The sequence below is a fragment of the Pseudomonas sp. H1h genome (assembly GCF_000633255.1).
GTDB lineage: Bacteria > Pseudomonadota > Gammaproteobacteria > Pseudomonadales > Pseudomonadaceae > Aquipseudomonas.
This window is the reverse complement of sequence record NZ_AYMJ01000017.1, coordinates 135,100-157,559: the sequence shown is the minus strand read 5'-3', so window position 1 is coordinate 157,559 and position 22,460 is coordinate 135,100. Positions and strand designations below refer to the sequence as shown.

The window sequence follows — 22,460 nt, the reverse complement described above, 5'->3', positions numbered from 1 at the left end:
GATTATTTGCAGTTTTTTTCAGGCCGCTTCGGCGACCGGCAACCCCAGCAAACGCGAGACCTGATCCGGTTCTGTCTCGCGACGCAGCACGGTAAACAGCTCGGTAGCCTCGGGATAATTGCGCGTCAGCATCGCCAGCCATTGCTTCAACCGACCCGGCGATTGCCGCGCAGTCATCTGCGCCTTGGCCTGCAGCCAGAAGTCCTGGATCAGCGGCAACAGTTCGGCCCAGGTCATCTCGACCACTTCCTCGCCGGCGCGGGCGGCAGCGATCTGTTTGGCCAGGTCGGGCCGCGACACCAGGCCGCGCCCGAGCATGATGTCCTCCACGCCGCTGATCTCGCGGCAACGCCGCCAGTCTTCGACGCTCCAGATGTCACCATTGGCGAACACCGGCACCCTGACCACCTCCTGCACCCGCGGAATCCACTCCCAGTGCGCCGGCGGCTTGTAGCCATCGACCTTGGTCCGGGCGTGAACCACAATGTGTTCGGCGCCACCCTCGGCCAGCGCAGTCGCGCAGACCAGCGAGCCGTCCGGACTGTCGAAGCCCAGGCGCATCTTCGCAGTCACCGGGATGTGCGCCGGCACGGCACGACGCACGTGCTCGACGATGCTGTTGAGCAGCTCCGGCTCCTTGAGCAGCACCGCCCCGCCCCGGGATTTGTTGACGGTCTTGGCCGGGCAGCCGAAGTTCAGGTCGATCACTTCGGAGCCGAGTTCGCAGGCCAGCGCAGCATTTTCCGCCAGGCACACCGGATCGGAACCCAACAACTGCACGCGCAACGGTACGCCGGACCGAGTGCGGGCGCCGTTGAGCAGCTCCGGGCCGAACTTGTGAAAGTAGGCCGGGGTGAGCAACTGATCGTTGATCCGAATGAATTCGGTCACGCACCAGTCGATGCCGCCAACGCGGGTCAGCACGTCGCGCAGGATATCGTCGACCAACCCCTCCATGGGCGCCAGAGCAATTTGCATGGGGAAAACACTACTCAAGGAAAAAACGTGCGGCAGTTTACTGGATATCGCAAGAAATCGCAGATCCCTGTGGGAGCGGGCTTGCTCGCGAAGGCGTCGTGTCAGTCAGCATTCATTTAGCTGATCCACCGCTTTCGCGAGCAAGCCCGCTTCCACATTCAGATATTCGCTGACTCGAGAGACTGGATCGCCGGGCCGTAACCTTCGATAAACTCCGCCGGCATGCGTTTTGGCTTGCCGGTGGACAGTTCGATGCAGACGAAGGTGGTCTGCGCGCGCAACAGGGTGGTGTTGTCGCTGGGGCGAATCAGCTGGAAATGCCGGGTCATTTTCAGGCGCTGGTCCCAATCGACGATCCAGGTTGCCAATTGCAGCTCATCGCCTTCGTAGGCGGCCGCCAGATAATCGATTTCGTGACGCACCACCGCCATCGCCCGATCCAGGCGCCGGTACTCGACCAGATCCAGCCCAAGACGCTGCGAGTGGCGCCAGGCGCAGCGTTCAAGCCAGGTCACGTACACCGCGTTGTTCGCGTGGCCCAGCCCGTCGATATCCTCGGCGCCTACTTGCAGATCAATGGTGAACGGCGTTGCCCGATCCCAGCCCATGCCCCACTCCCGGTCAGATTATTCAACCGGGGCAGTGTAACGGATGCTCAGGCCGATTGCCGCGCTTGAAGACTGCGCCCCGCCAACAGTGATAACACGCCATCAACCACCCGGGGGTCGGCCAGCACGCGCTGGTGACCGCCGCTTTCCAGGCGCAGCAAACGGCTGTCGAACCAGGATTCGTGGATCAGTTGCGATTCCTTGACCGAGACGAAGCTGTCGTCCTCGGCATGCACGATCAGCCCGGGCATATCCAGTTGATAGTGCGCGACATCCAGCGTGGCTGCGCGCATGCCGACATCCCGCTCGACCTGCCGGATGAAAGCAGAACGCGCCCTCGGCGGCATGCCGACATAGCGGGCGAAACCACGCAGCACGCCGAGTATCCTTGCGGGCGCGGCGATACTGACGAGGGTTTCGGTGCGCAATCCCAATTGCACGGCGAGCATCGCGCTGGCGCCGCCCATGGAGTGGCCGATGACCGCTTGCAGCGGTGGCAACTCGGCAGCGGCTTCAAGCATCGCCCGAGCAAACAGCACGACATTGGCTTCACGCCCCGGGGAGCGACCGTGAGCCGGACCATCCAGCGCAACGACGGTGTAGCCGGCCTCGACCAGCGCGGTGATCAGAGCCGCAAACTGGGTTGGCCGGCCTTCCCAACCGTGCATCAGCAGTACGGTCGGGCCTTGACCCCAGCGCAGGGCTGACAGACCAAAGCGCAAGGTGATCCGCTCGGAACTCGCCAGCAGCGGCAACTCCCAATCACGCAGTGGCAGTGCGCGCGGCGTCATGAACGCCAGACGCATTTTGCTCGCCACCAATTTCGGTGCAAACCAGCCCAAGGTGCCATTAACGCCACGAACCCACTTCAACGTGCTCATCGCTCTCTCCTCAGGCTGTGGCCTTCAGGTCAACGCACCGCCGACTTGGCCGCGCGCAGCAATCGATCGGATAAATCACCCGGGCCCAGCGCTCTAGCCAGCGCCAGACCACCAACCATCAAAGCCACATCGGCCAACGCTTTGTCGGTGTCCTCGGGGCTGGACGCCAACTGCGCAATCATCAGTTCCAAGTGCTCGTTCAGCGCGATACGGAATGACTCCGGCAAACGACCCAGTTCGCCGATCGACGCCGGGATCGGACACGCCGACTCACTGGAATCACGGTGTTTGCGCGACAGATAAAACGCAGCCACCAGCGCACGACGCTCTTCACCGGTCAGCTCGGAGTCCATGTCGGCAATCAGGTCGCGTCGGCGGCCAAGCAGTTGCTTGAACGCCTCAAGCATCATCGCGTCCTTGCTTTCGAAGTGCGCATAGAAACCACCGACAGTCAGGCCGGCGGCGCCCATTACTTCGCCAACGCTGGGGTCTGCCGGGCCACGCTGGATCAGTGCGGCACTGGCAGCCTTGAGGATGCGTTCGCGGGTTTGAGCTTTTTTATCGTTCATCGTTGCCTCCGAATATTACGACTAGAATATTATTCGCATAATAATATTCTGCAAGTCGAGGATATGACCGCTGGTCTGAAGCACAGTGTAAGGAAAAAGGAGAGTTGGCCAAACGCCAGACAAACAAAAGGGCCATTCAATAATTGAATGACCCTTATAAATCCCGCAGAGCGGGTAATCGTGGCGTCCCCTAGGGGACTCGAACCCCTGTTACCGCCGTGAAAGGGCGGTGTCCTAGGCCACTAGACGAAGGGGACGCAAAACCCTTCTACAACTGATCAGTGCTGAGTGCTGATCGCTTCAAGGCCGGTGTGGCCAGACCTTGAAGTGTAAATTGGTGGAGCTAAGCGGGATCGAACCGCTGACCTCCTGCATGCCATGCAGGCGCTCTCCCAGCTGAGCTATAGCCCCGGATTTTTCGCCTCGCGGCGGAGTGACATTTTGCAACATCACTTCTGTAAAACTGGCGTCCCCTAGGGGACTCGAACCCCTGTTACCGCCGTGAAAGGGCGGTGTCCTAGGCCACTAGACGAAGGGGACGCAAACCCTTCTATACAACTGATCAACGCTGAGTGTTGATCGCTTCGAAGCCGGTGTGGCCAGGCTTCGAAGTGTAAATTGGTGGAGCTAGACGGGATCGAACCGTCGACCTCTTGCATGCCATGCAAGCGCTCTCCCAGCTGAGCTATAGCCCCTCATCGTTGATGTCATCGCTGAGGACGGGGCGAATCTTAAGGGCGTATCGAAAGCCTGTCAAACTTATTTTTGAAAAATTTCAAAGTTTTTTGTCGGCATAACAATCACTTACCGCCCTCCCCCCGAAAATCCGGGGGAAAAACGCCGAAGGCCGGAATCAAACGATCCCGGCCTTCGGCGGTTCTTGCAGAGTCAAGTGTGCTTAGGCGATCGCGCCCAGCAGCTTTTCCCACTCTTTGTTTTCTTTCTTCGACACGCCGCCCAGCAGATCAATCGCCTGGCGCAGACGGAAACGGGTCAGGTCGGGACCGAGGATTTCCATCGCATCGAGCACCGACACCGAACTCGCCTGCCCAGTGATCGCGGCAAACATCAGCGGCATCGCATCACGCAGTTTCAGCTCGAGGGATTCGACCACCGCCTGAATCGTTGCGGTGATGCTGTCCTTCTCCCACTGACGCAGGCTTTCGAGCTTCCACAGAATCAGCTGCATCAACTGGCGTACCTGATCGCCCGAAAGCTTCTTCGATTCGAACAGCTTGGCATCCGGGCTCACGCCACCGGCAAAGAAGAAGCCGCCCAGCGGTGCAACCTGGCTGAAGGTTTCCACGCGGCCCTGAACCAGCGGCGCGATCTTCATCATGTAATCGGAGTTGAACGCCCACTTCTGCACGCGCGCGGCGAATTCTTCCACCGGCAGATCACGCAGCCACTGGCCGTTGAGCCACGACAGTTTTTCGATGTCGAAGATCGGCCCGCCGAGCGATACGCGCTTGAGATCGAAGTTGTCGACCATTTCCTGCAGCGAGAACTTCTCGCGCTCGTCCGGCATCGACCAGCCCATGCGGCCCAGGTAGTTGAGCATCGCTTCCGGCATGAAGCCCATGCGCTCGTAGAAAGTCACCGAGGTCGGGTTCTTGCGCTTGGACAGCTTGCTCTTGTCCGGATTACGCAGCAGCGGCATGTAGCACAGCTCAGGCTGTTCCCAGCCGAAGTATTCGTATAGCAGAATCAGTTTCGGTGCCGACGGCAGCCACTCTTCGCCGCGCAGTACGTGGGTGATGCCCATCAGATGGTCGTCGACCACGTTGGCGAGGAAATAAGTCGGCAGGCCGTCGGTCTTCATCAGCACTTGCATGTCCATGCGATCCCACGGGATCTCGACATCGCCACGCAACATATCCGGCACCACGCAGACGCCTTCGGTCGGCACCTTCATGCGGATTACGTGCGGTTCGCCGGCCGCCAGACGCGCGGCGACTTCTTCCTTGGACAGCAGCAGTGCGCGGCCGTCGTAACGCGGGGTTTCGCCACGCGCCATTTGCTCGGCGCGCATCTGGTCCAGCTCTTCAGCGGTGCAGAAGCACGGGAACGCGTGGCCCATGTCGACCAGTTGCTGGCAATACTTCTGATAGATATCGCCACGCTCACTCTGCCGGTACGGACCGTGCGGGCCGCCGACGTCCGGGCCTTCGCTCCAGTCGATACCCAACCAGCGCAAGGCGTCGAAGATCTGCTGTTCGGACTCGCGGGTCGAACGCAACTGATCGGTGTCTTCGATGCGCAGGATGAACTCACCGCCATGCTGCTTGGCAAAGCAGTAGTTGAACAATGCGATGTAAGCGGTACCTACGTGGGGGTCCCCGGTAGGCGATGGCGCGATGCGAGTACGGACGGTGGTCATGGCATGTCTCGAAAAGAATGAAAAGCAGAACAATCAAGCGGCGAATGGTAACAGGCGACACCCGCCCCGCTCCAGCGGGCAGGGCATATAAGCCAAGTTTGCGGCTGGAACGCCCATAGAGCGCGGTGAATGGCGGAATATCGGCCGACGGCATTTACCGTTTATCGGCTTCGTGCCAGATTCGCCTCCTGATAACTTTCCTTACAATTCCTCGACTACAGTTTGCCCATGCCTGCCCAACTCAAGCGTCGCCTGTTTATTTTCTTGCTGCTGGTTCTGTTGATTGCCGGGGGCTTCTTCGCCCATTGGTTTTTCAAGGGACGCTTTTATGAAAGCACCGACAACGCCTATGTCCAGGGCGAGATCACTCGTGTGTCGAGCCAGCTGAGCGCGCGCATCGACGAAGTGCTGGTACAGGACAATCAGCACGTGGAAAAAGGCCAGTTGCTGGTACGCCTTGAACCCAACGATTTCCGCCTGGCCGTGGATCGCGCCAACGCCGCGCTTGCCACCCGCGAGGCCGAGCGCCTGCAAGCCCAGAGCAAGCTTACCCAGCAATCGAGCCTGATCGCCGCCAGCGATGCACAAGTGGCAACCACCCAGGCCACCCTCGGCCGTTCGCAGATCGACTTGTCGCGGGCAGAGACCCTGCGCAAACCCGGCTATGTCTCTGAAGAGCGGGTCACCACCCTCTCCGCCGACACCCATATCGCTCGCTCACAAGTGGCCAAGGCCCAGGCCGACGCCCAGAGCCAACGCCAACAGGTCAATGCCCTCGCCGCCGAGATCAAACGCCTCGACGCGCAGATCGCCAACGCCCGCGCCGACCAGGCGCAAGCCGAACTCAACCTGACCCGCAGTGAAATCCACGCACCGATCAGCGGCCTGGTCGGGCAGCGCGCGGCGCGCAATGGTCAGGTGGTGCAGGCCGGCGCCTATCTGCTGTCGATCGTCCCGGACGAAGACATCTGGGTCCAGGCCAACTTCAAGGAAACCCAGATCGGCCACATGGTTCCCGGACAAAAAGCCGAGCTGACGTTCGACGCCTACAGTGACACGCCGATCGAAGCGCGGGTCGACAGTCTGTTCGCCGCCTCGGGCGCGCAGTTCAGCCTGTTACCGCCGGACAACGCCACCGGCAACTTCACCAAAGTCGTGCAACGGATTCCGGTGAAACTGACGTTCAAGGCCGACAATCCGCTGCACGGCAAAATCCGCCCGGGCATGTCGGTCACCGCCACCGTGAACATCAAAGACGCCCCAGACAATGGCCGGTGATTCGCTGATCCGCCCGGTTGGCGAACCGACCCGGCGCGATTGGATTGCGGTGATGAGCGTGATGCTCGGCGCGTTCATGGCAGTGCTCGACATCCAGATCACCAACTCCTCCCTGAAAGACATTCAGGGCGCGCTGTCGGCGACGCTGGAAGAAGGCTCGTGGATTTCCACCTCGTACCTGGTCGCGGAAATCATCATGATTCCGCTGACCGCGTGGCTGGTGCAGCTGCTCTCGGCACGGCGGCTGGCGGTGTGGGTGTCGCTGGGTTTTCTGGTTTCGTCCTTGCTGTGCTCGATGGCCTGGAGCCTCGAAAGCATGATCGTGTTTCGCGCCATGCAGGGCTTCACCGGCGGTGCCCTGATCCCGCTGGCGTTCACCCTGACCCTGATCAAACTCCCCGAACACCACCGCGCCAAAGGCATGGCGATGTTCGCCATGACCGCCACCTTCGCCCCTTCCATCGGCCCCACCCTCGGCGGCTGGCTCACGGAAAACTGGGGCTGGGAATACATCTTCTACATCAACATCCCGCCGGGGCTGATCATGATCGCCGGGCTGATGTATGGCCTGGAAAAGAAAGAGGCGCACTGGGAACTGCTGAAAAGCACCGACTACACCGGCATCCTCACCCTCGGTGTCGGCCTCGGTTGCCTGCAAGTGTTTCTCGAGGAAGGCCACCGCAAGGACTGGCTCGAATCGAATCTGATCGTGACCCTGGGCAGCATTGCCCTCATCAGCCTGATCACCTTTGTGATCGTGCAGATCTCCAAACCCAATCCGCTGATCAACCTCGGCATCCTGCGCAATCGCAATTTCGGCCTGTCGAGCATTTCCAGCCTGGGCATGGGCGTCGGGTTGTACGGTTCGATTTACCTGTTGCCGCTCTATCTGGCGCAGATCCAGAACTACAACGCCCTGCAGATCGGCGAAGTGATCATGTGGATGGGCGTGCCGCAACTGTTCCTGATTCCGCTGGTGCCGAAGTTGATGAAATTCGTTTCGCCAAAGTGGCTGTGCACGCTGGGCTTCGGTTTGTTCGGGCTGGCGAGTTTTTCGTCAGGGGTGCTCAACCCGGATTTCGCCGGGCCGCAGTTCAACCAGATCCAGATCATCCGCGCCCTCGGTCAACCGTTGATCATGGTGACCATTTCACTGATCGCAACGGCCTACATCCTGCCGCAGGACGCCGGCTCGGCGTCGAGCCTGTTCAACATCCTGCGCAACCTCGGCGGCGCGATCGGCATCGCCCTGCTCGCCACGCTGCTGGATGCACGCACCAAGACCTATTTCGATTACCTGCGTGAGGCGGTGGTGCCGACCAATCCGCAGGTGGCCGAGCGCCTGGCGTCGATGACCGACCGGTTTGGCAGCGATACGGCGGCGCTGGGCAAGTTGAGTGAAATCGTGCATCAGCAGGCACTGATCATGGCCTACAACGATGCGTTTCACTTTGTTGGCATTGCGCTGGGGATCAGCATGTTGGCAATTCTGTTGACCAAGAAACTGCCACAGGGACTCAAGGCTGGGGAATCTCATTGAGACCGCGTCGCCCCATTCGCGAGCAAGCCCGCTCCCACATTGGATCTGTGGCATTCACAAATCCCCTGTGGGAGCGGGCTTGCTCGCGAAGAGGCCCGATCAGACGATGAAGATCAAACCGCCAAAAGCCGCTCACGCAGCTTGGCAATCTCGTCGCGCATCTGCGCCGCTGCCTCAAACTCCAGATCCCGCGCCAGCTGATACATCTTCTCTTCCAGCGCCCGAATGCGCTTGGTGATTTCGCTCGGCGAGCGCAGTTCGGCTTCGTATTTGGCGTTTTCTTCGGCGGCCTTGGCCATGCCCTTGCGCTTCTTGCTGCGCGAGCCGGGCACGGTGGCGCCTTCCATGATGTCGGCGACGTCCTTGAACACACCTTTGGGGGTGATGCCGTTTTCCAGGTTGAAGGCGATCTGTTTGTCGCGACGGCGCTCGGTCTCGCCAATCGCCCGCTCCATGGAGCCCGTGATGCGGTCGGCGTAGAGAATCGCTCGCCCGTTGAGGTTCCGTGCAGCCCGGCCAATGGTCTGGATCAGCGAGCGCTCGGAGCGCAGGAAACCTTCCTTGTCGGCATCGAGGATCGCCACCAGCGACACCTCCGGCATGTCCAGACCTTCGCGCAGCAGGTTGATCCCCACCAGCACATCGAAGGTACCCAGGCGCAAGTCGCGGATGATTTCGACCCGCTCGACGGTGTCGATGTCCGAGTGCAGATAACGCACGCGCACGCCGTGGTCAGCGAGGTAATCGGTGAGGTCTTCGGCCATGCGCTTGGTCAACGTGGTGACCAGCACCCGCTCTTCGACCGCCACGCGCTTGGTGATTTCCGAGAGCAGGTCATCGACCTGCGTCAGCGCCGGGCGCACTTCAACTTGCGGGTCGACCAGACCGGTCGGACGCACCACTTGCTCGACCACGCGCCCGGCATGCTCGGCTTCGTAGTTGCCCGGGGTGGCCGAGACGAAAATGGTCTGCGGGCTCACCCCTTCCCATTCGTCAAAACGCATTGGCCGGTTGTCCAGTGCCGAGGGCAGACGGAAACCGTATTCCACCAGCGTCTCTTTACGCGAACGGTCGCCCTTATACATCGCGCCGACTTGCGGCACGCTGACGTGGGATTCGTCGATCACCAGCAAGGCGTCGGCCGGCAGGTAATCGTAGAGCGTGGGTGGCGCGGCACCGGCCGGGCGTCCGGACAGGTAGCGCGAGTAGTTTTCGATGCCGTTGCAGTAGCCCAGCTCGAGAATCATCTCCAGGTCAAAACGCGTGCGTTGCTCGAGGCGCTGGGCCTCCACCAGTTTGTTGTTGCTGCGCAGGTATTCCAGGCGTTCCTGCAATTCGACCTTGATGTGCTCGATCGCGTCGAGCAGGGTCTCACGCGGCGTCACGTAGTGGCTCTTCGGATAGAAGGTGAAGCGCGGCATCTTGCGGATGACTTCGCCGGTCAGCGGATCGAACGCGGAAATGCTCTCCACCTCATCGTCGAACAGCTCGATACGGATCGCTTCAAGGTCCGATTCCGCCGGATAGATGTCGATCACATCGCCGCGCACACGAAAGGTCGCGCGGGCAAAGTCCATGTCGTTGCGGGTGTATTGCAGGTCGGCCAGGCGTCGCAGCAGCGCACGCTGATCGAGTTTGTCGCCACGATCGACGTGCAACACCATCTTCAAATAAGTTTCCGGACTGCCCAGACCGTAGATGCACGACACCGTAGTGACGATGATTGCGTCCTTGCGCTCAAGCAGCGCCTTGGTCGCGGACAGGCGCATCTGCTCGATGTGGTCGTTGATCGACGCGTCCTTCTCGATGAAGGTGTCGGACGACGGCACATAGGCTTCTGGCTGGTAGTAGTCGTAGTAGGAAACGAAATATTCAACGGCGTTGTTCGGGAAGAACGCCTTGAACTCGCCGTACAGCTGCGCGGCCAGGGTCTTGTTCGGCGCCAGCACCAGGGTTGGACGCTGTATCTGCGAGATGACGTTGGCAATGCTGAAGGTCTTGCCCGAGCCGGTCACACCGAGCAGCGTCTGGTGGGCCAGCCCGGCTTCGATGCCCTCGACCAGTTGGCGGATGGCTTCCGGCTGATCGCCGGCGGGCTCAAAGCGGGTGACTAGCTGGAATTCGGACATACACACCTCTGGGATCGCGGCTCGCGCAGAAAACAGCCGAGCCACGGGGATGACCGCAAACGACCGTTGTCGCCCAAGGAAAAACGAAGATTGTGCTCAATGTGGAGTCGATTGCCTCGCCTTTCAAGGCAAACGTCCTACATCCGGTAAAGTCTCCGACAAGACCAATCGACTAACGGTCAAGAAATAATCGGAGAAACTTGCCTGAAAAGCTGAATCGCCTGTCGCCATTGCTCGCTGATGGCCTCTATACTAGCTCCCCGTTTGTGCACCGCTCTAGTGCATTCGGCTGGAGCGCCACACGTCCCTCCATTATCCATTCAGAGCCGCCGTAATAATGAGCCTGTTCTCCGCTGTCGAAATGGCACCCCGCGATCCAATCCTGGGCCTCAACGAAGCATTCAACGCCGATACCCGGACCACCAAGGTCAACCTGGGCGTCGGTGTGTACTGCAACGAAGAGGGGCGAATTCCCCTGCTGCGCGCCGTGATCGAAGCCGAAACCATTCGCGCTGCTCAGCACGCCTCCCGTGGCTACTTGCCGATCGACGGCATCGCGGCCTACGACCAGGCGGTGCAAAAGCTGCTGTTCGGTAACGACTCGCCACTGATCGCTGCCGGTCGCATCGTCACCACCCAGGCCGTCGGCGGGACCGGCGCACTGAAAATCGGTGCCGACTTCCTCAAGCAATTGCTGCCGAACGCCGTCGTGGCGATCAGCGACCCGAGCTGGGAAAACCACCGCGCGCTGTTCGAAACCGCCGGTTTCCCGGTGCAGAACTACCGTTACTACGACGCAGCCACCCACGACGTGAACCGTGCAGGCATGCTCGACGACCTCAACGCCCTGCCGAACGGCTCGATCGTTGTGCTGCACGCCTGCTGCCACAACCCGACCGGCGTTGACCTGACCCCGGCCGACTGGAAAAACGTGCTGGACGTGGTCAAGGCCAAAGGTCACGTGCCGTTCCTCGACATGGCTTACCAGGGTTTCGGCGACGGCATCGACGAAGACGCGGCGGCTGTGCGTCTGTTCGCTGAATCGGGCCTGACCTTCTTCGTATCGAGCTCGTTCTCCAAGTCGTTCTCGCTGTACGGCGAGCGCGTTGGCGCCCTGTCGATCGTCAGCGAATCGAAAGAAGAAAGCGCGCGCGTGCTGTCGCAAGTCAAACGCGTGATCCGCACCAACTACTCCAACCCGCCGACCCATGGCGCCAGTGTTGTCGCCGCCGTGCTCAACAGCCCGGAACTGCGCGCCCAGTGGGAAGCCGAACTGGCTGAAATGCGTCTGCGCATTCGCGGCATGCGCGAGCAGATGGTTGCCCTGCTGGCCGAAAAAGCCCCGCAGCGTGACTTCAGCTTCGTTGGCCGTCAGCGCGGCATGTTCTCCTACTCCGGCCTGACCACTGAACAAGTGCATCGCCTGCGTAACGAGTTCGGCATCTACGCGCTGGACACCGGCCGTATCTGCGTGGCCGCACTGAACCAGAGCAACATCAAGGCTGTGACAGACGCGATCGTTCAGGTCATCTGATTTCGCCGCGTGATGAAAAACGGGAAGCCTGAGGGCTTCCCGTTTTTTATTTGTCCGAGGAAATGCAACATTCCCTCTAAACTGCACACAAATCTGAATTGTGGGAGCGAGCCTGCTCGCGAATGCGGTGGGTCAGTCGCCATTGAGGGTGGCTGACAGCATTCGCGAGCAGGCTCGCTCCCACAGGTTTCGTATACATCCAAGAATTTTGTGAGAAGCCAAATGAAAAACGACAACCTGCGCGCCGACCGTGACGATCTGGATGATTTCATCCCCCGCGCCTCGGCCAAACGTGAAAAAAGCCTGGTGCTGCAAATTGCCGCTGGCGTCTTCCTGGGGGGACTGGTCCTGTGGCTGGTGCAACTGGCGGCGACCGCGGCCTACGCCAAACTGATGCTGGGCACCATCACCTTCGGCAGTTAAGCCAGTTCGCTCGCGCGCTGACTGGCGGCATCGTCATAGGCGACGTAGAGCGATTCGGCGATCTGACTCTTGATCGCCTTGGTGCTTTCAAGACCGAGAACAAACCCTTCAGCCTTGCCGCCAGCGCGGTTCAATTCTTCAGCAGTGCTGGCCTGGGTGATCGCGTCGAAGAGTTTCTCGGCGTGCGGTCCCACCCCTTTGGGCAGGCTGATCTGTGCAACGCTCATGCGAGCACCTCGCTTGGGCGGGAATTGAGAACGGATTGATTCATGGCGCGTACCTTTTCGGCGAATGGCCGGCAGCGCGTGTGACCACTTCCGGGCGACCATGGTAGACCTGTGAGGCGGTTCCGGTCATCGCTAATCACTGACAAATCACCGTCCGTCCTGACAAATCGAAAAAGTTCATACCCGACGCTTGACTTCTCTTTTTGAATCAGTAACATACGCACCAATTCCGCAATAGCTCAGTTGGTAGAGCAAATGACTGTTAATCATTGGGTCCCTGGTTCGAGTCCAGGTTGTGGAGCCAAATAGCAAAGCCCCTGAATCGAAAGATTCAGGGGCTTTTTTGTGGGCACTGGAAATCCCGCGGCACAACGAAAAAGGCCGATCTGTCCCCAGATCGGCCTTTTTCATACCCTCAGCAATCAGACGTGTTCGCTACTCTTCACGTGGGGCTTCGGCGTACCGTGACCATGGTCATGATCCGAATCGACCTCAATCACCGGCACTTCATTGCCATCGCAATCGTGCAGCTTGCCATCGCTGAAGTAATCACCTTCACGCAGCGCCGCCAGATCGCGATAACGCAAGGTCCGCTCTTCCGCCGCAGCAAACACCGATTGCTGATCCGAGTTGCCGGCAGTGAAGTGGTTGAAGGTCAGGTTCAGCACGATCGCCATGATCGCCGACGAACTGATGCCCGAATGGAAAATGGTCGCGAACCAGCTTGGGAAATGATCGTAGAAGTTCGGCGCGGCAATCGGGATCATGCCGAAGCCGATCGAAGTCGCGACGATGATCAGATTGACGTTGTTGCGGTAATCCACCTTCGACAGCGTGCGAATCCCGCTCGCCGCCACGGTGCCGAACAGCACGATACCGGCGCCGCCGAGCACCGAAGTCGGCACCGCCGCAATCACCCGGCCCATGAACGGCAGCAGGCCGAGAATCACCAGGAAGATACCGCCGGTGGCCACCACATAACGGCTCTTGATCCCGGTCACCGCCACCAGCCCGACGTTCTGGGCGAACGCGCTCTGAGTGAACGAACCGAAGATCGGTGCAAACATGCTCGACAGCATGTCTGCGCGCAGACCATTGCCCAGGCGCTTGGAGTCGACCTTGGTGCCGATGATTTCACCGACTGCGAGAATATCCGCCGAGGTTTCCACCAGGGTCACCATGACCACAATGCACATCGACAGGATGGCAGCGAAGTGAAAGGTCGGCATGCCGAAGTGGAACGGTGTCGGGAAGCCGAACATCGGCCCTTGCGTGACACCGGAGAAGTCCGCCATGCCAAGGAACACCGCCAGAATCGTGCCGATCACCATGGCCAACAGGATCGACAGACGGGAGATGGTCGAGCTGCCGACCTTGCTCAACAGCAACACCAGCACCAGCGTGACGGCCGCCAGACCGATATTCTGCATGCTGCCGAAATCCGGCGCGTGGCTGTTACCACCCATGGCCCAGCGTGCGGCCACCGGCATCAGCGTCAGGCCGATGGTGGTGATCACGATGCCGGTCACCAGCGGCGGGAAGAACTTGGTGATTCGCGAGAACACCGGCGTGATCAGCAAGCCGATCAGGGAGGCGGCAATCACCGCGCCCAGCACCGACTGGAAGCCGCCCTCCCCGCCACTGCTGACGATCGCGACCATGGTCGCCACACCCGAGAACGACACACCCTGTACCAGCGGCAACTGACAGCCAAAAAACGGTAGACCCAGGGTTTGCAGCAGTGTCGCCAGCCCCCCCGCAAACAATGAAGCAGCAATCAACAGACCAATGTCCGCCGGCGACAGCCCGGCTGCCTGACCGATGATCAGTGGCACCGCGACGATACCGCCATACATGGTCAAAACATGTTGCAGGCCGTAAGCCATATTCGCGCCGACCCCGAGATTTTCGTCCTCGGGCCGTTGGTGTGAAACATGGGGCGTTTTCATGGTGGGGGGTTCCCTGGTTTTTGTTATGCGCACACTGTATTCAATACTCGTGACAAATGTCCATAGAGTTGTATACAACTTGTCAGTCACATAATGGATAGGTAGCCACCCAACCTTCTATCTCGCCTTCTCCATCGCCCACAAATCCGGCAACACATCCCCTCCTGCCCCCGGTTTCTATCGCACCAGGCTGAAGTGTTCATGGCGACCAGCGGTGCACCGCCGCTCTTTTTTATACATATAAAGTATGCATAATGAAGTCATTCCAGATTCAGTTCGACAAAAGCAAGAACGCAGCCAACAAACTCAAGCACAGGGGCGTCAGCCTTGCCGAGACCGAGCCGTTCTTTCACGACGAACGCGCCCTGACGATCAAGGACAACGACCATGACGAACAGCGCTGGATCACCCTCGGTCTCGACGGCAAAGGGCGTTTGCTGGTGGTTGCGTACAGTTATCGCGAAGCCAATGTCGTTCGAATCATTTCTGCACGTGTCGCCACACCGAGCGAACGTTGCGCTTACCTTCTGGAGGCTTGACTGATGAAAGACGAATACGATTTCTCGCAGGGCAAACGCGGGGCCCTGGCGCCCAACAAGGGCAAGACCCGCATCACCATCATGCTCGACGACGCCGTCATCGAGGCCGCCCGCAATGTGGCGGAAAACGAAGGGTTCGGTTATCAGACGGTGATCAACAACACCCTGCGCCATGCCCTGCTGGAGGCTGAAAGCAAACCGCAGCAGGACGCCTTGCCCCACGTCGGGCAATTCAAGCAGGGGATTACCGCCGCCGACCTCAAGAGTCTGGAAAAAAAGCTGTCGGCGGCGGTCGGGGAAATCCGCCGGGTACTGGAGCCGGAAGCCAAACCCTGAAATCAGACGGGCACGAGCATCCGCGCCAGCGACTGGCGCACGTGCGGCTGGTCTGGCACACGCAGATCAAACTCCTGCTCCAGCACTGCAATCAGTTCATCGACATCTGCCACCTCGCGCCGCTCACTGTCGGCGCCCATGCGATGAATCGCGAAGCTGCCGTTGTTCAGTGTCCGGCGCCAGCCATCACCAGTACGCGCGATCATCAGGCGCTTGGCAAACGGTGATTCGGGATGGGTCGAGACGTACCAGTTGCCGAGGGTGTAATCGATGTCTTCCTGGCGTTGCAGGTCGAACAGGTACATCGAACGCCACTCGCCCGCGACATTGGCACGCAGCATGTAACCGTCGGACTGTTTCTCGATACGGTAAGACTCGTGCGGTGTCGGCTGTTCAGCTTCGGTATCAAGACGCAGCGGCGCGGTTGGCACCATGCCGCCGAAGCCGACATCGGTGATATAGCGCTCGCCGTCGATAATCACCAGACTCAAGCGATGAGTACGCGCCGTCCACGTGCCTTCGGGTTGCGCCAAGACCACCCGCCCCGAGATGCCACGGGCGTCGAAACCCAATTCCAGCAATAGCGCCAGAAACAGGTTGTTCAGTTCATAGCAGTAGCCGCCCCGGCCATGGTGTAGAACTTTCTGCTCGACGGATGGCAGATCGATCAACACCGGTGCACCCGTGATCGTCGACAGATTCTCGAAGGAAAAGACCCCGGTATGGCGCAACTGTAATTGCCGCAGGGTTTCCAGGGTCGGTGCCGGTGGAGCGTCGAACCCCAGGCGTTGCAGGTACAACGCCGGATTCGCCAGACGTGACTCGCTCATTGCTCAGTCCTTTTGCATGTGGCCGCGGATCGCTGCGCCGATGGCCGACATGTATACGGGATCGCCCCCGGACTCCGACAATTGATTTCGCCAATCAAGACTATCGCCGCTTGCGTGAACCGATGCGAATCCAGGTCGGGGCATGGTCGCTGGCGTGCGGCTCGTTACGCACCCACGCGTCAACCCCGGCCTCGTGCAGATATGGACTGAGTGCAGGGTTAAGCAGCAGATGATCGATGCGCAGGCCGGAGTTGGTTTGCCAATGCTGGCGGAAGTAATCCCAAAACGTGTAGAGACGATCCTCCGGATACAGGTGGCGCAACGAATCGGTCCAGCCCTGCGCCAGCAATCGCTGATAACACTCACGGCTCTCGGGTTGCAGCAACGCATCCTTGAGCCAGGAGCGGGTGTTGTAGATGTCCATGTCGGTAGGCACCACGTTGTAATCACCGGCCAGCACCACCGGATGATCGCTGCTTTGCAGGTCTTTCGCGTAGCGGATCAGGCGTTCGAACCAGGCCAGTTTGTAGTCGAACTTCGGCCCCGGTTGCGGGTTGCCGTTGGGCAGGTACAGGCACCCGACCAGCACACCGTGCACCGCCGCCTCCAGATAACGGCTGTGCTTGTCCTCGGGATCGCCCGGCAGGCCACGACGACTCTCCAGCGGTTGCGCATCGCGGGCGAGGATCGCCACCCCGTTCCATGACGCCTGACCGTGCCAGATCGCGCCGTAACCGGCCACCTCCAGCTCGGCGGCGGGGAATGCGCTGTCCACCGACTTGAGTTCCTGCAGACACGCGATGTCCGGTTGCTCGCGCTTGAGCCACGCCAGCAGGTTCGGCAATCGTGCGCGCAGGCCATTGACGTTGAAGGTGGCGATCCGCAGTTTTTTCATCGGCCAGGCTCCGGCGAACAAGGTGTGAAAATTGTGACCTTGGGCTGGCGACGGTGGTTGCATCGGATCGGCTGGCTGCGGCGTAATAGGCGCTCGCCATCCGCCTGACCTGCCGAGACCCGATCCCATGCCCACCACGCTGCAAGGCCCGCGCATCCTTCTGCGCCCGCTTCAGTACAGCGACGCCGACGCCCTGCTCCACGCTGCCGCCGACGGCGAGCTGTGGAACCTCACCGTCACCGTGGTGCCGTCGGCGAGCACCGTCGACAGCTACCTGAAAAAAGCCCTCGACGGCCGCGACGCAGGCACTGTCATGCCGTTTGTGATTGTGTTGAAGGATAGCGGCGAAGTGATCGGCTCGACGCGTTTCTGGAAGATCGATCCGCTCAATCGCAAACTGGAAATCGGCAGCAGCTGGATCTCGGCACGCTGGCAGAAATCCTTCGTCAACACCGAAGCCAAGTATCTGATGCTGCGCCATGCCTTCGAAGTGCTCGACTGCGTGCGGGTGCAGTTCACCACCGACGAGAACAACCAGAAGTCAAGAAATGCGATTTTACGCCTCGGTGCGCAGCAGGAAGGCATCGTGCGCCACGAGCGGATCATGCCGGACGGGCGCAAGCGCAACTCGGTGCGCTTCAGCATCATCGATGACGAGTGGCCGCAGGTACGACTGGCGCTGGAGCAGAAACTGGCTGACGAGCGACGCTGAAGCTCGGTAACCGCTCGTCAGCCAATCGGCACCAACGGCGAGCGCTGTCAGACCAAAGTCAGGTAACCGACCCTTTCTGGAGACGTAACATGACAATGCGCACACTCACCTCTTTGTTGCTCGCCGGCCTGCTCGCCAGCGCCTCGGCTGCCAGCTTCGCGGCCAACGACAGTTCCGCCACCTCCGGCACCAACCCCGATGTCAACAAAAGCACGCCCAAGCCACCGGACAACACCCCGGGCGCGCCGGCCGGCAGTAACAGCGCTGGCAGCCCCGGTTCGGGCAATGGCACTGGCACCAACGGCGGCGCCATGGGTTCGGGCTCGGGAGCTGGCGGCGGCACCGGTGCGGCGGGCGGCGGGACTGGCGGCGCGGGCGGTGGCTCGGGCAGCTGAATGAACCGGCGTGACGGTTGGTGATGAGACACATCCTGTGCGAGGGAGCGCACTCACCTCGCACAGTTAAAGCCTGGATGCTTCAGCGATCCGAACGAATCAGCTCGGCGAAGCCTGCGTCCAGCGACAACACCGCCGCGCGATTGCGCCCGGCATTTTTCGCCTGGTACAACGCCGCGTCGGCGCGCTGGATAAATACTTCCAGGCTGTCATTGCCGCTGGGAATGAACGAGTAACAGCCCAGGCTCACCGTCAGATACCCGGTCGGCGATCCGCTGTGGGTGATGCGCTTGTCCATCACGCTGCGACGAATCTGCCCGGCAATCGCCAGCGCGCCGTTGATGTCAGTGTCCGGCAGCAGCACCGCGAACTCCTCGCCTCCGTAACGCACCGCGAGGTCGGCCTTGCGCTGGCAGCAATTTTTCAACACCTGGGCCACCTGAGTCAGGCAATGGTCGCCCGCCACATGCCCGTAGGCATCGTTGTAGCGCTTGAAGAAATCGATATCGAGCATGATCAGGCCGACCGGGCTCGACTGCCGTGCACCGCGGGCAAACTCGATCTCCAGCGAACGCTCGAACAATCTCCGATTGGCGAGCCCCGTCAGGCTGTCGTGGGTAGCGATCTGCTCCAGCGCCCGTTGCGCCTTGCGCAGATTCCTCTCGATGCGCTCGCCGTCGCGCACCTGATGAATGAACACCCAGCCAAACAATCCGACGCCAAGGATCACCAGCGCGACGATCACGCTGGACTGAAAGGCCCGCTCATACCAACCCTTGAGTATCGTGTCGCGCGATGACGCCGCCGCGACCACCAGCGGGTACGACGCCAACTGCCGGTAGCCGTACAAACGCACCACGCCATCAACCACCGACCGGATCATCGCGGTGCCGGCCGGGGCTTCAGGCAGCAGTTTCTGATAAATCCTGCCTCGCGCCAGCGATGAACCGATCAGGCTTTCGTCAAACGGCCGCCGCGCCAGCAGGGTGCCGTCCTTGAGACCGAGAAACATGATGCCGTTGTCATCGAGGCTGAAGCTTTTGAAGAACCGGTCGAAGTACGCCATCTTGATCCCGGCCATCAGCACACCCTGAAAATTGCCGGCACGGTCATTGATGCGTTTCGAGATCGGGATAATCCACTCGCCATTCTTGCGGCTGCGAATCGCCGGGCCGATGTGCGCCACGGTGGAGACGTTCTGCTGGTGAAACTTGAAGTATTCGCGGTCGGCCACGCCGTCGCCACGGGTCAAGTCGGGAAACGAGGTAATCACCCACTGGCCCTCGCGGTCGAACAGGAACATGCCGTGCAGTTGTTCCAGTTGCTGCACCCGACGGGCGAAGGTCTTTTGCAGGCGCGGGCGTTGCGCGGCACCGTAACCATCGTCCTCGACCCAGTCGGCCAGACTGGTAAGCACCAGGTCGGCGGCCAGAAACGTGTCTTCGGCCTGCTGCGCCATGGCCCGGGTCAGGTTGGTGGAGGCGATCTGCGCGTTCGCCAGATCCTGGCGCCGCGTCTGTTCCAGCTGCAAATAAAGCAAGCCGGACAGGCACAGGCACACCGCAACGATGAACAGCGCTGCCGCCTTGCGCAGCGGCAGGCGTTTAAGCGTGCCGGGAGTCTGATGCGGGTCGTGAATGGGGATTGGCAAAAACGTGTCCTGGGCAGGTACGACAGGGGCCGCAGCCCGAAACCCTTACTTTTCGTGAGCGTAGCCCACCGGAATGCGCACGGCAAACCGCAGCGCCAACACATTCCTGCCCAGTTGTATCGGCGCGTGAGGGATTTGGATGAACGCTGCGCGGCGATTTATTTTCAGTTGCCGTTTTGCGCGTGATCAGCGGCGATTGGTCAAGCCACGGATCGCGCTTTGCGGATCGCCCTCGCGTACCTGCGCAGGGCAATCGCGTGGGGCACCCGTTACAGCTAAAGGGGTTTGTTGATTTCCCGCAGAAGCTCCGCGACCGGCAGGTTCATGGTGTTTGAGTAGTAGGGTTTGTAGCCGTAGGCGGTGACGACGACTTTGCAGGGGATTTGTTGTTTGTTGGCGAGAAGCTGGTTCAGTTCTGTTGCTGACAGATTTCTTTCAGAACTTCGGTTGTCGGAGGTTTCACTCAGGAATGCGCGGGTGAAGTAGGAAAACTTTGCCTTCCTGTCTTCATTTTTATCCGACCGTATCAAACCCGATGCGGAAAACTGTATGGCTTTGCCTACTGAGAAATCATGATCATCCGCCAAGGCGCAATGAAGCATGCCCGAAATCATCCCGACTCGCTCTCCCCGACCAAAAAAATCCAACACATCAACGTCTGACTGATAACGGATGACGTAGAGCAGCGACTTTTCTCTTTCCGCAGACTCGAAGCTCAGGTTTGCGGGAGGCTTTACGTGGTCCTTCGCACAACCAGAGCACATAGCGAGTAAACCGCAAAGGAGTAGCCTGTACATCATGGAAACTCCTTCATGATTGAATCAAAAAGCATATCGCCTGCCGAATTGCTCCCGGCAATACGGGCAGTAAACAACCCCAATGCATTTGCATGATTTGTGTCTACATTGACGTTCAATGAAGGGCCGCAGGAGATAAGCCACTTTTCACCAAAATCAGCGACCCCATCTGACGAATCTCTTTTAGTTGGCATCGCTTTGACATTGATCCAGTCGGCAGCAATCGGATCGGGGCGTTCAAGCCATTGATCAACACCGTCGAGGAAACGCCGCCAGTAATGGGGCTACCGCACGCTGATTTATCAGTCATCCGCGCAGCCGCCAGACCATCAAAATTTACATTCGGGGAGCCATTGGCAATCGGATTGGTGCCGTGTCCCGGGAGTGGGCAGGCGGTTGGATCAGTGACGCGGGCGGCGGGTTTTCCGCTCATGAACAGCTCCTTGCAGTGTTGCGGGGTCATCCTTTTGATGGGGCGCAAGCATGCGTGAATTTTTCAGGAGCTTCAAACCTTCACAAAAAAAGGCGCCCGATCGGGCGCCTTTTTTTCTATTCGTGGAAACCGCTGACGACATCAACGCGACGGCGGCACCCGGATATCCCCCGCCCGGCACTGCGTCTTCACGCCCTTGCCGCACGCGCCGAACTGCAGATCCTTGCCCATGCACACCCGCACTTCCGACAGTTCCGGCCCGCTGCAGACTACCGCGATACCATCCGCTGGAATCCCCGGGTTGGCCTTGCGGAACAGGTCGGCGATTTCCTGGGCTTCAAAGTAGTAGGAGTTGCTGAACGGTTGCAGCTCTTGGGGGATTTTCACCGCGCCGACGGCTTTGTCCGCTTCGTCCAGATACCCCATCGCGCCCAGACCGCTGCAGGTGCCGTGCTTGGACCATTCGTGGTCGAGCAGTTTCTTGGTCGGGAACAACGTCAGGCCTTTGGTCGTTTCCGCCGCCGACAGCGTGGTCAGCGGCGGGCAGGATTCCGGCCAGCCGCCGTTGGCGTATTGCGGCCACAAACCGTGCAGCACGAAGCCGTAGCCCTTGCCGGAACATTGCACGTCATCTTTATGGGTCAGGCAGAACGTCGGTGACCAGGACAACGTCAGCAGGTAGTAATCGAACTGCCCCGCTACCGCTTCCGTTTGCACCTTGCTGGCGTGCGACTGACGCGCCGAACTCAAGCCGATGCTACCGGCCGTCAGCGCGATCAGCGCCAGAATTGTAAACAGTTTTTTCATGTACCCGCTCCTTGCGTTTGATTACCTGTTCCGGTTATGGCTGATTTGAACAGCCAGAAACATTTTTTCATAAAGAAATTTCAACCCTGTGACGAGAACCGTCGGCTGCGAGCTGGAATATGCGTGAAAAGCACAGCACAACGGGGAAGCAGCGATATCACCTTGACATCACTCCGTGACACCTCTAAAAAGTGGGGGAAAATTGGATCCGAAGTAAAAGTCTGATGCGGTCAGAGACCAATTCGCCAAGGAGCTGTAAATAATGAAAAAAATCTTCATAAGAATTCTTGCTGCAACAGGCGTCACAGGAATCACTTTTACTTTATTCGCCAGTGGCTATCTAATCTACTTGAGAGAACAGCCTATATTTATAAAGATCGCAGCGGCGTTGATAGCCATATTCTCCGCGTTTAAAGCCTACAAATATCTCAAGCATGCAATAGAACATGCCCAAGGCAAAAAAGACGCACCAAAGCTCAAAACTCCGGTGTTTATGGTTGCCGGCGCGGTATTGATGTTTTTCATAACCCGCTATCTAAGCAACAACCCACTAATTTAAAAGCCACGCC

22 protein-coding genes, 5 tRNA genes and 1 pseudogene are annotated in these 22,460 nt (G+C 59.7%); 10 read left to right on the top strand and 18 right to left on the bottom strand.

What is annotated here, in order from left to right; genetic code table 11:
• Window positions 1-18: 18 nt before the first annotated feature.
• The 9 genes from U862_RS0115210 to gltX all read right to left on the bottom strand — a co-directional run bounded on the left by U862_RS0115210 (window position 19) and on the right by gltX (window position 5,416).
• A complete protein-coding gene (locus U862_RS0115210) occupies window positions 19-978 on the bottom strand; it encodes a tRNA-dihydrouridine synthase (protein ID WP_025111178.1) in 960 nt (319 codons plus the stop codon).
• Between the two features lie 158 nt (window positions 979-1,136).
• The gene (locus tag U862_RS0115205) at window positions 1,137-1,586 is read right to left on the bottom strand and encodes a thioesterase family protein (RefSeq protein ID WP_025111177.1); all 450 of its coding nucleotides are present in this window, start codon (window positions 1,584-1,586) and stop codon (window positions 1,137-1,139) included.
• Between the two features lie 47 nt (window positions 1,587-1,633).
• Window positions 1,634-2,467, bottom strand: a complete 834-nt coding sequence (locus U862_RS0115200; protein ID WP_025111176.1) for an alpha/beta fold hydrolase — start codon at window positions 2,465-2,467, stop codon at window positions 1,634-1,636.
• Between the two features lie 29 nt (window positions 2,468-2,496).
• Window positions 2,497-3,036 carry a TetR/AcrR family transcriptional regulator gene (locus U862_RS0115195; RefSeq protein ID WP_025111175.1) on the bottom strand — a complete coding sequence of 180 codons (540 nt, stop codon included), beginning with the start codon at window positions 3,034-3,036 and terminating at the stop codon, window positions 2,497-2,499.
• A gap of 181 nt (window positions 3,037-3,217) precedes the next feature.
• Window positions 3,218-3,293: transfer RNA gene (locus U862_RS0115190), tRNA-Glu, on the bottom strand.
• 78 nt (window positions 3,294-3,371) lie between these two features.
• Window positions 3,372-3,447 (bottom strand) — tRNA-Ala (locus U862_RS0115185).
• Between the two features lie 53 nt (window positions 3,448-3,500).
• A tRNA-Glu gene (locus U862_RS0115180) sits at window positions 3,501-3,576 on the bottom strand.
• Between the two features lie 79 nt (window positions 3,577-3,655).
• Window positions 3,656-3,731: transfer RNA gene (locus tag U862_RS0115175), tRNA-Ala, on the bottom strand.
• A 203-nt stretch (window positions 3,732-3,934) separates the two neighbouring features.
• The gene (gene gltX, locus U862_RS0115170) at window positions 3,935-5,416 is read right to left on the bottom strand and encodes a glutamate--tRNA ligase (protein WP_025111174.1); all 1,482 of its coding nucleotides are present in this window, start codon (window positions 5,414-5,416) and stop codon (window positions 3,935-3,937) included.
• Window positions 5,417-5,644: 228 nt separating this feature from the next.
• Here gltX and U862_RS0115165 point away from each other — a divergent pair, with 228 nt between their 5' ends.
• Both U862_RS0115165 and U862_RS0115160 read left to right on the top strand, forming a co-directional pair.
• On the top strand, window positions 5,645-6,694 hold the full coding sequence (locus U862_RS0115165) for an HlyD family secretion protein (protein WP_025111173.1): 1,050 nt from the start codon (window positions 5,645-5,647) through the stop codon (window positions 6,692-6,694).
• A 49-nt stretch (window positions 6,695-6,743) separates the two neighbouring features.
• On the top strand, window positions 6,744-8,234 hold the full coding sequence (locus U862_RS0115160) for an MDR family MFS transporter (protein ID WP_177327344.1): 1,491 nt from the start codon (window positions 6,744-6,746) through the stop codon (window positions 8,232-8,234).
• A gap of 113 nt (window positions 8,235-8,347) precedes the next feature.
• Here U862_RS0115160 and uvrB read toward each other — a convergent pair whose 3' ends face one another.
• Entirely contained in the window at window positions 8,348-10,363 is a 2,016-nt protein-coding gene (uvrB, locus tag U862_RS0115155; protein ID WP_025111171.1) for an excinuclease ABC subunit UvrB, read from the bottom strand.
• Window positions 10,364-10,700: 337 nt separating this feature from the next.
• Between uvrB and U862_RS0115150 the strand changes: the two genes are divergently transcribed.
• Complete coding sequence (locus U862_RS0115150) at window positions 10,701-11,897, top strand: amino acid aminotransferase (protein ID WP_025111170.1); 1,197 nt, start codon at window positions 10,701-10,703, stop codon at window positions 11,895-11,897.
• A gap of 222 nt (window positions 11,898-12,119) precedes the next feature.
• Window positions 12,120-12,320, top strand: coding sequence for a hypothetical protein (locus tag U862_RS0115145; protein WP_025111169.1), 201 nt, complete (start codon window positions 12,120-12,122; stop codon window positions 12,318-12,320).
• On the opposite strand, the gene U862_RS0115140 is transcribed toward U862_RS0115145, so the two are convergent.
• A complete protein-coding gene (locus U862_RS0115140; RefSeq protein ID WP_025111168.1) occupies window positions 12,317-12,547 on the bottom strand; it encodes a hypothetical protein in 231 nt (76 codons plus the stop codon). The genes U862_RS0115145 and U862_RS0115140 overlap by 4 nt on opposite strands.
• Window positions 12,548-12,775: 228 nt before the next feature.
• Between U862_RS0115140 and U862_RS0115135 the strand changes: the two genes are divergently transcribed.
• A tRNA-Asn gene (locus U862_RS0115135) sits at window positions 12,776-12,851 on the top strand.
• Window positions 12,852-12,969: 118 nt separating this feature from the next.
• On the opposite strand, the gene U862_RS0115130 is transcribed toward U862_RS0115135, so the two are convergent.
• Window positions 12,970-14,496 (bottom strand): nucleobase:cation symporter-2 family protein, encoded by a 1,527-nt coding sequence (locus U862_RS0115130; RefSeq protein ID WP_025111167.1) that lies wholly within the window; start codon window positions 14,494-14,496, stop codon window positions 12,970-12,972.
• Between the two features lie 254 nt (window positions 14,497-14,750).
• Here U862_RS0115130 and U862_RS0115125 point away from each other — a divergent pair, with 254 nt between their 5' ends.
• Window positions 14,751-15,035 carry a BrnT family toxin gene (locus U862_RS0115125; RefSeq protein WP_025111166.1) on the top strand — a complete coding sequence of 95 codons (285 nt, stop codon included), beginning with the start codon at window positions 14,751-14,753 and terminating at the stop codon, window positions 15,033-15,035.
• Between the two features lie 3 nt (window positions 15,036-15,038).
• Complete coding sequence (locus U862_RS0115120; protein WP_025111165.1) at window positions 15,039-15,371, top strand: BrnA antitoxin family protein; 333 nt, start codon at window positions 15,039-15,041, stop codon at window positions 15,369-15,371.
• A 2-nt stretch (window positions 15,372-15,373) separates the two neighbouring features.
• Here the strand turns inward: U862_RS0115120 and U862_RS0115115 are convergent, their stop codons facing one another.
• On the bottom strand, window positions 15,374-16,201 hold the full coding sequence (locus U862_RS0115115; protein ID WP_025111164.1) for an arylamine N-acetyltransferase: 828 nt from the start codon (window positions 16,199-16,201) through the stop codon (window positions 15,374-15,376).
• Between the two features lie 100 nt (window positions 16,202-16,301).
• Window positions 16,302-17,096, bottom strand: a complete 795-nt coding sequence (locus tag U862_RS0115110) for an exodeoxyribonuclease III (protein WP_025111163.1) — start codon at window positions 17,094-17,096, stop codon at window positions 16,302-16,304.
• Between the two features lie 127 nt (window positions 17,097-17,223).
• On the opposite strand from U862_RS0115110, the gene U862_RS0115105 reads away from it, so the two are divergent.
• Window positions 17,224-17,808 (top strand): GNAT family N-acetyltransferase, encoded by a 585-nt coding sequence (locus tag U862_RS0115105; protein WP_025111162.1) that lies wholly within the window; start codon window positions 17,224-17,226, stop codon window positions 17,806-17,808.
• An 89-nt stretch (window positions 17,809-17,897) separates the two neighbouring features.
• The gene (locus tag U862_RS0115100) at window positions 17,898-18,203 is read left to right on the top strand and encodes a hypothetical protein (RefSeq protein WP_025111161.1); all 306 of its coding nucleotides are present in this window, start codon (window positions 17,898-17,900) and stop codon (window positions 18,201-18,203) included.
• Window positions 18,204-18,285: 82 nt separating this feature from the next.
• Here the strand turns inward: U862_RS0115100 and U862_RS0115095 are convergent, their stop codons facing one another.
• The 4 genes and pseudogenes from U862_RS0115095 to U862_RS0115085 form a co-directional block, all read right to left on the bottom strand.
• On the bottom strand, window positions 18,286-19,854 hold the full coding sequence (locus tag U862_RS0115095) for a diguanylate cyclase (RefSeq protein ID WP_025111160.1): 1,569 nt from the start codon (window positions 19,852-19,854) through the stop codon (window positions 18,286-18,288).
• A gap of 275 nt (window positions 19,855-20,129) precedes the next feature.
• Entirely contained in the window at window positions 20,130-20,654 is a 525-nt protein-coding gene (locus U862_RS0115090) for a hypothetical protein (RefSeq protein WP_049828014.1), read from the bottom strand.
• 229 nt (window positions 20,655-20,883) lie between these two features.
• Window positions 20,884-21,084, bottom strand: a pseudogene (locus U862_RS29655) (PAAR domain-containing protein); the annotation flags it as partial.
• A gap of 141 nt (window positions 21,085-21,225) precedes the next feature.
• Window positions 21,226-21,891 (bottom strand): ribonuclease T2, encoded by a 666-nt coding sequence (locus tag U862_RS0115085; protein WP_025111158.1) that lies wholly within the window; start codon window positions 21,889-21,891, stop codon window positions 21,226-21,228.
• 262 nt (window positions 21,892-22,153) lie between these two features.
• Between U862_RS0115085 and U862_RS0115080 the strand changes: the two genes are divergently transcribed.
• Window positions 22,154-22,450, top strand: a complete 297-nt coding sequence (locus U862_RS0115080) for a hypothetical protein (RefSeq protein ID WP_025111157.1) — start codon at window positions 22,154-22,156, stop codon at window positions 22,448-22,450.
• The last annotated feature ends 10 nt before the right edge of the window (window positions 22,451-22,460 follow it).

Excerpts from the sequence above, each read along its gene's own strand:
- U862_RS0115210 (WP_025111178.1), bottom strand. The coding sequence starts at position 978 with ATGCAAATTGCTCTGGCGCCCATGGAGGGGTTGGTCGACGATATCCTG.
- U862_RS0115205 (WP_025111177.1), bottom strand. The coding sequence starts at position 1,586 with ATGGGCTGGGATCGGGCAACGCCGTTCACCATTGATCTGCAAGTAGGC.
- U862_RS0115200 (WP_025111176.1), bottom strand. The coding sequence starts at position 2,467 with ATGAGCACGTTGAAGTGGGTTCGTGGCGTTAATGGCACCTTGGGCTGG.
- U862_RS0115195 (WP_025111175.1), bottom strand. The coding sequence starts at position 3,036 with ATGAACGATAAAAAAGCTCAAACCCGCGAACGCATCCTCAAGGCTGCC.
- gltX (WP_025111174.1), bottom strand. The coding sequence starts at position 5,416 with ATGACCACCGTCCGTACTCGCATCGCGCCATCGCCTACCGGGGACCCC.
- U862_RS0115165 (WP_025111173.1), top strand. The coding sequence starts at position 5,645 with ATGCCTGCCCAACTCAAGCGTCGCCTGTTTATTTTCTTGCTGCTGGTT.
- uvrB (WP_025111171.1), bottom strand. The coding sequence starts at position 10,363 with ATGTCCGAATTCCAGCTAGTCACCCGCTTTGAGCCCGCCGGCGATCAG.
- U862_RS0115150 (WP_025111170.1), top strand. The coding sequence starts at position 10,701 with ATGAGCCTGTTCTCCGCTGTCGAAATGGCACCCCGCGATCCAATCCTG.
- U862_RS0115145 (WP_025111169.1), top strand. The coding sequence starts at position 12,120 with ATGAAAAACGACAACCTGCGCGCCGACCGTGACGATCTGGATGATTTC.
- U862_RS0115140 (WP_025111168.1), bottom strand. The coding sequence starts at position 12,547 with ATGAGCGTTGCACAGATCAGCCTGCCCAAAGGGGTGGGACCGCACGCC.
- U862_RS0115130 (WP_025111167.1), bottom strand. The coding sequence starts at position 14,496 with ATGAAAACGCCCCATGTTTCACACCAACGGCCCGAGGACGAAAATCTC.
- U862_RS0115125 (WP_025111166.1), top strand. The coding sequence starts at position 14,751 with ATGAAGTCATTCCAGATTCAGTTCGACAAAAGCAAGAACGCAGCCAAC.
- U862_RS0115120 (WP_025111165.1), top strand. The coding sequence starts at position 15,039 with ATGAAAGACGAATACGATTTCTCGCAGGGCAAACGCGGGGCCCTGGCG.
- U862_RS0115115 (WP_025111164.1), bottom strand. The coding sequence starts at position 16,201 with ATGAGCGAGTCACGTCTGGCGAATCCGGCGTTGTACCTGCAACGCCTG.
- U862_RS0115110 (WP_025111163.1), bottom strand. The coding sequence starts at position 17,096 with ATGAAAAAACTGCGGATCGCCACCTTCAACGTCAATGGCCTGCGCGCA.
- U862_RS0115105 (WP_025111162.1), top strand. The coding sequence starts at position 17,224 with ATGCCCACCACGCTGCAAGGCCCGCGCATCCTTCTGCGCCCGCTTCAG.
- U862_RS0115100 (WP_025111161.1), top strand. The coding sequence starts at position 17,898 with ATGACAATGCGCACACTCACCTCTTTGTTGCTCGCCGGCCTGCTCGCC.
- U862_RS0115090 (WP_049828014.1), bottom strand. The coding sequence starts at position 20,654 with ATGATGTACAGGCTACTCCTTTGCGGTTTACTCGCTATGTGCTCTGGT.
- U862_RS0115085 (WP_025111158.1), bottom strand. The coding sequence starts at position 21,891 with ATGAAAAAACTGTTTACAATTCTGGCGCTGATCGCGCTGACGGCCGGT.
- U862_RS0115080 (WP_025111157.1), top strand. The coding sequence starts at position 22,154 with ATGAAAAAAATCTTCATAAGAATTCTTGCTGCAACAGGCGTCACAGGA.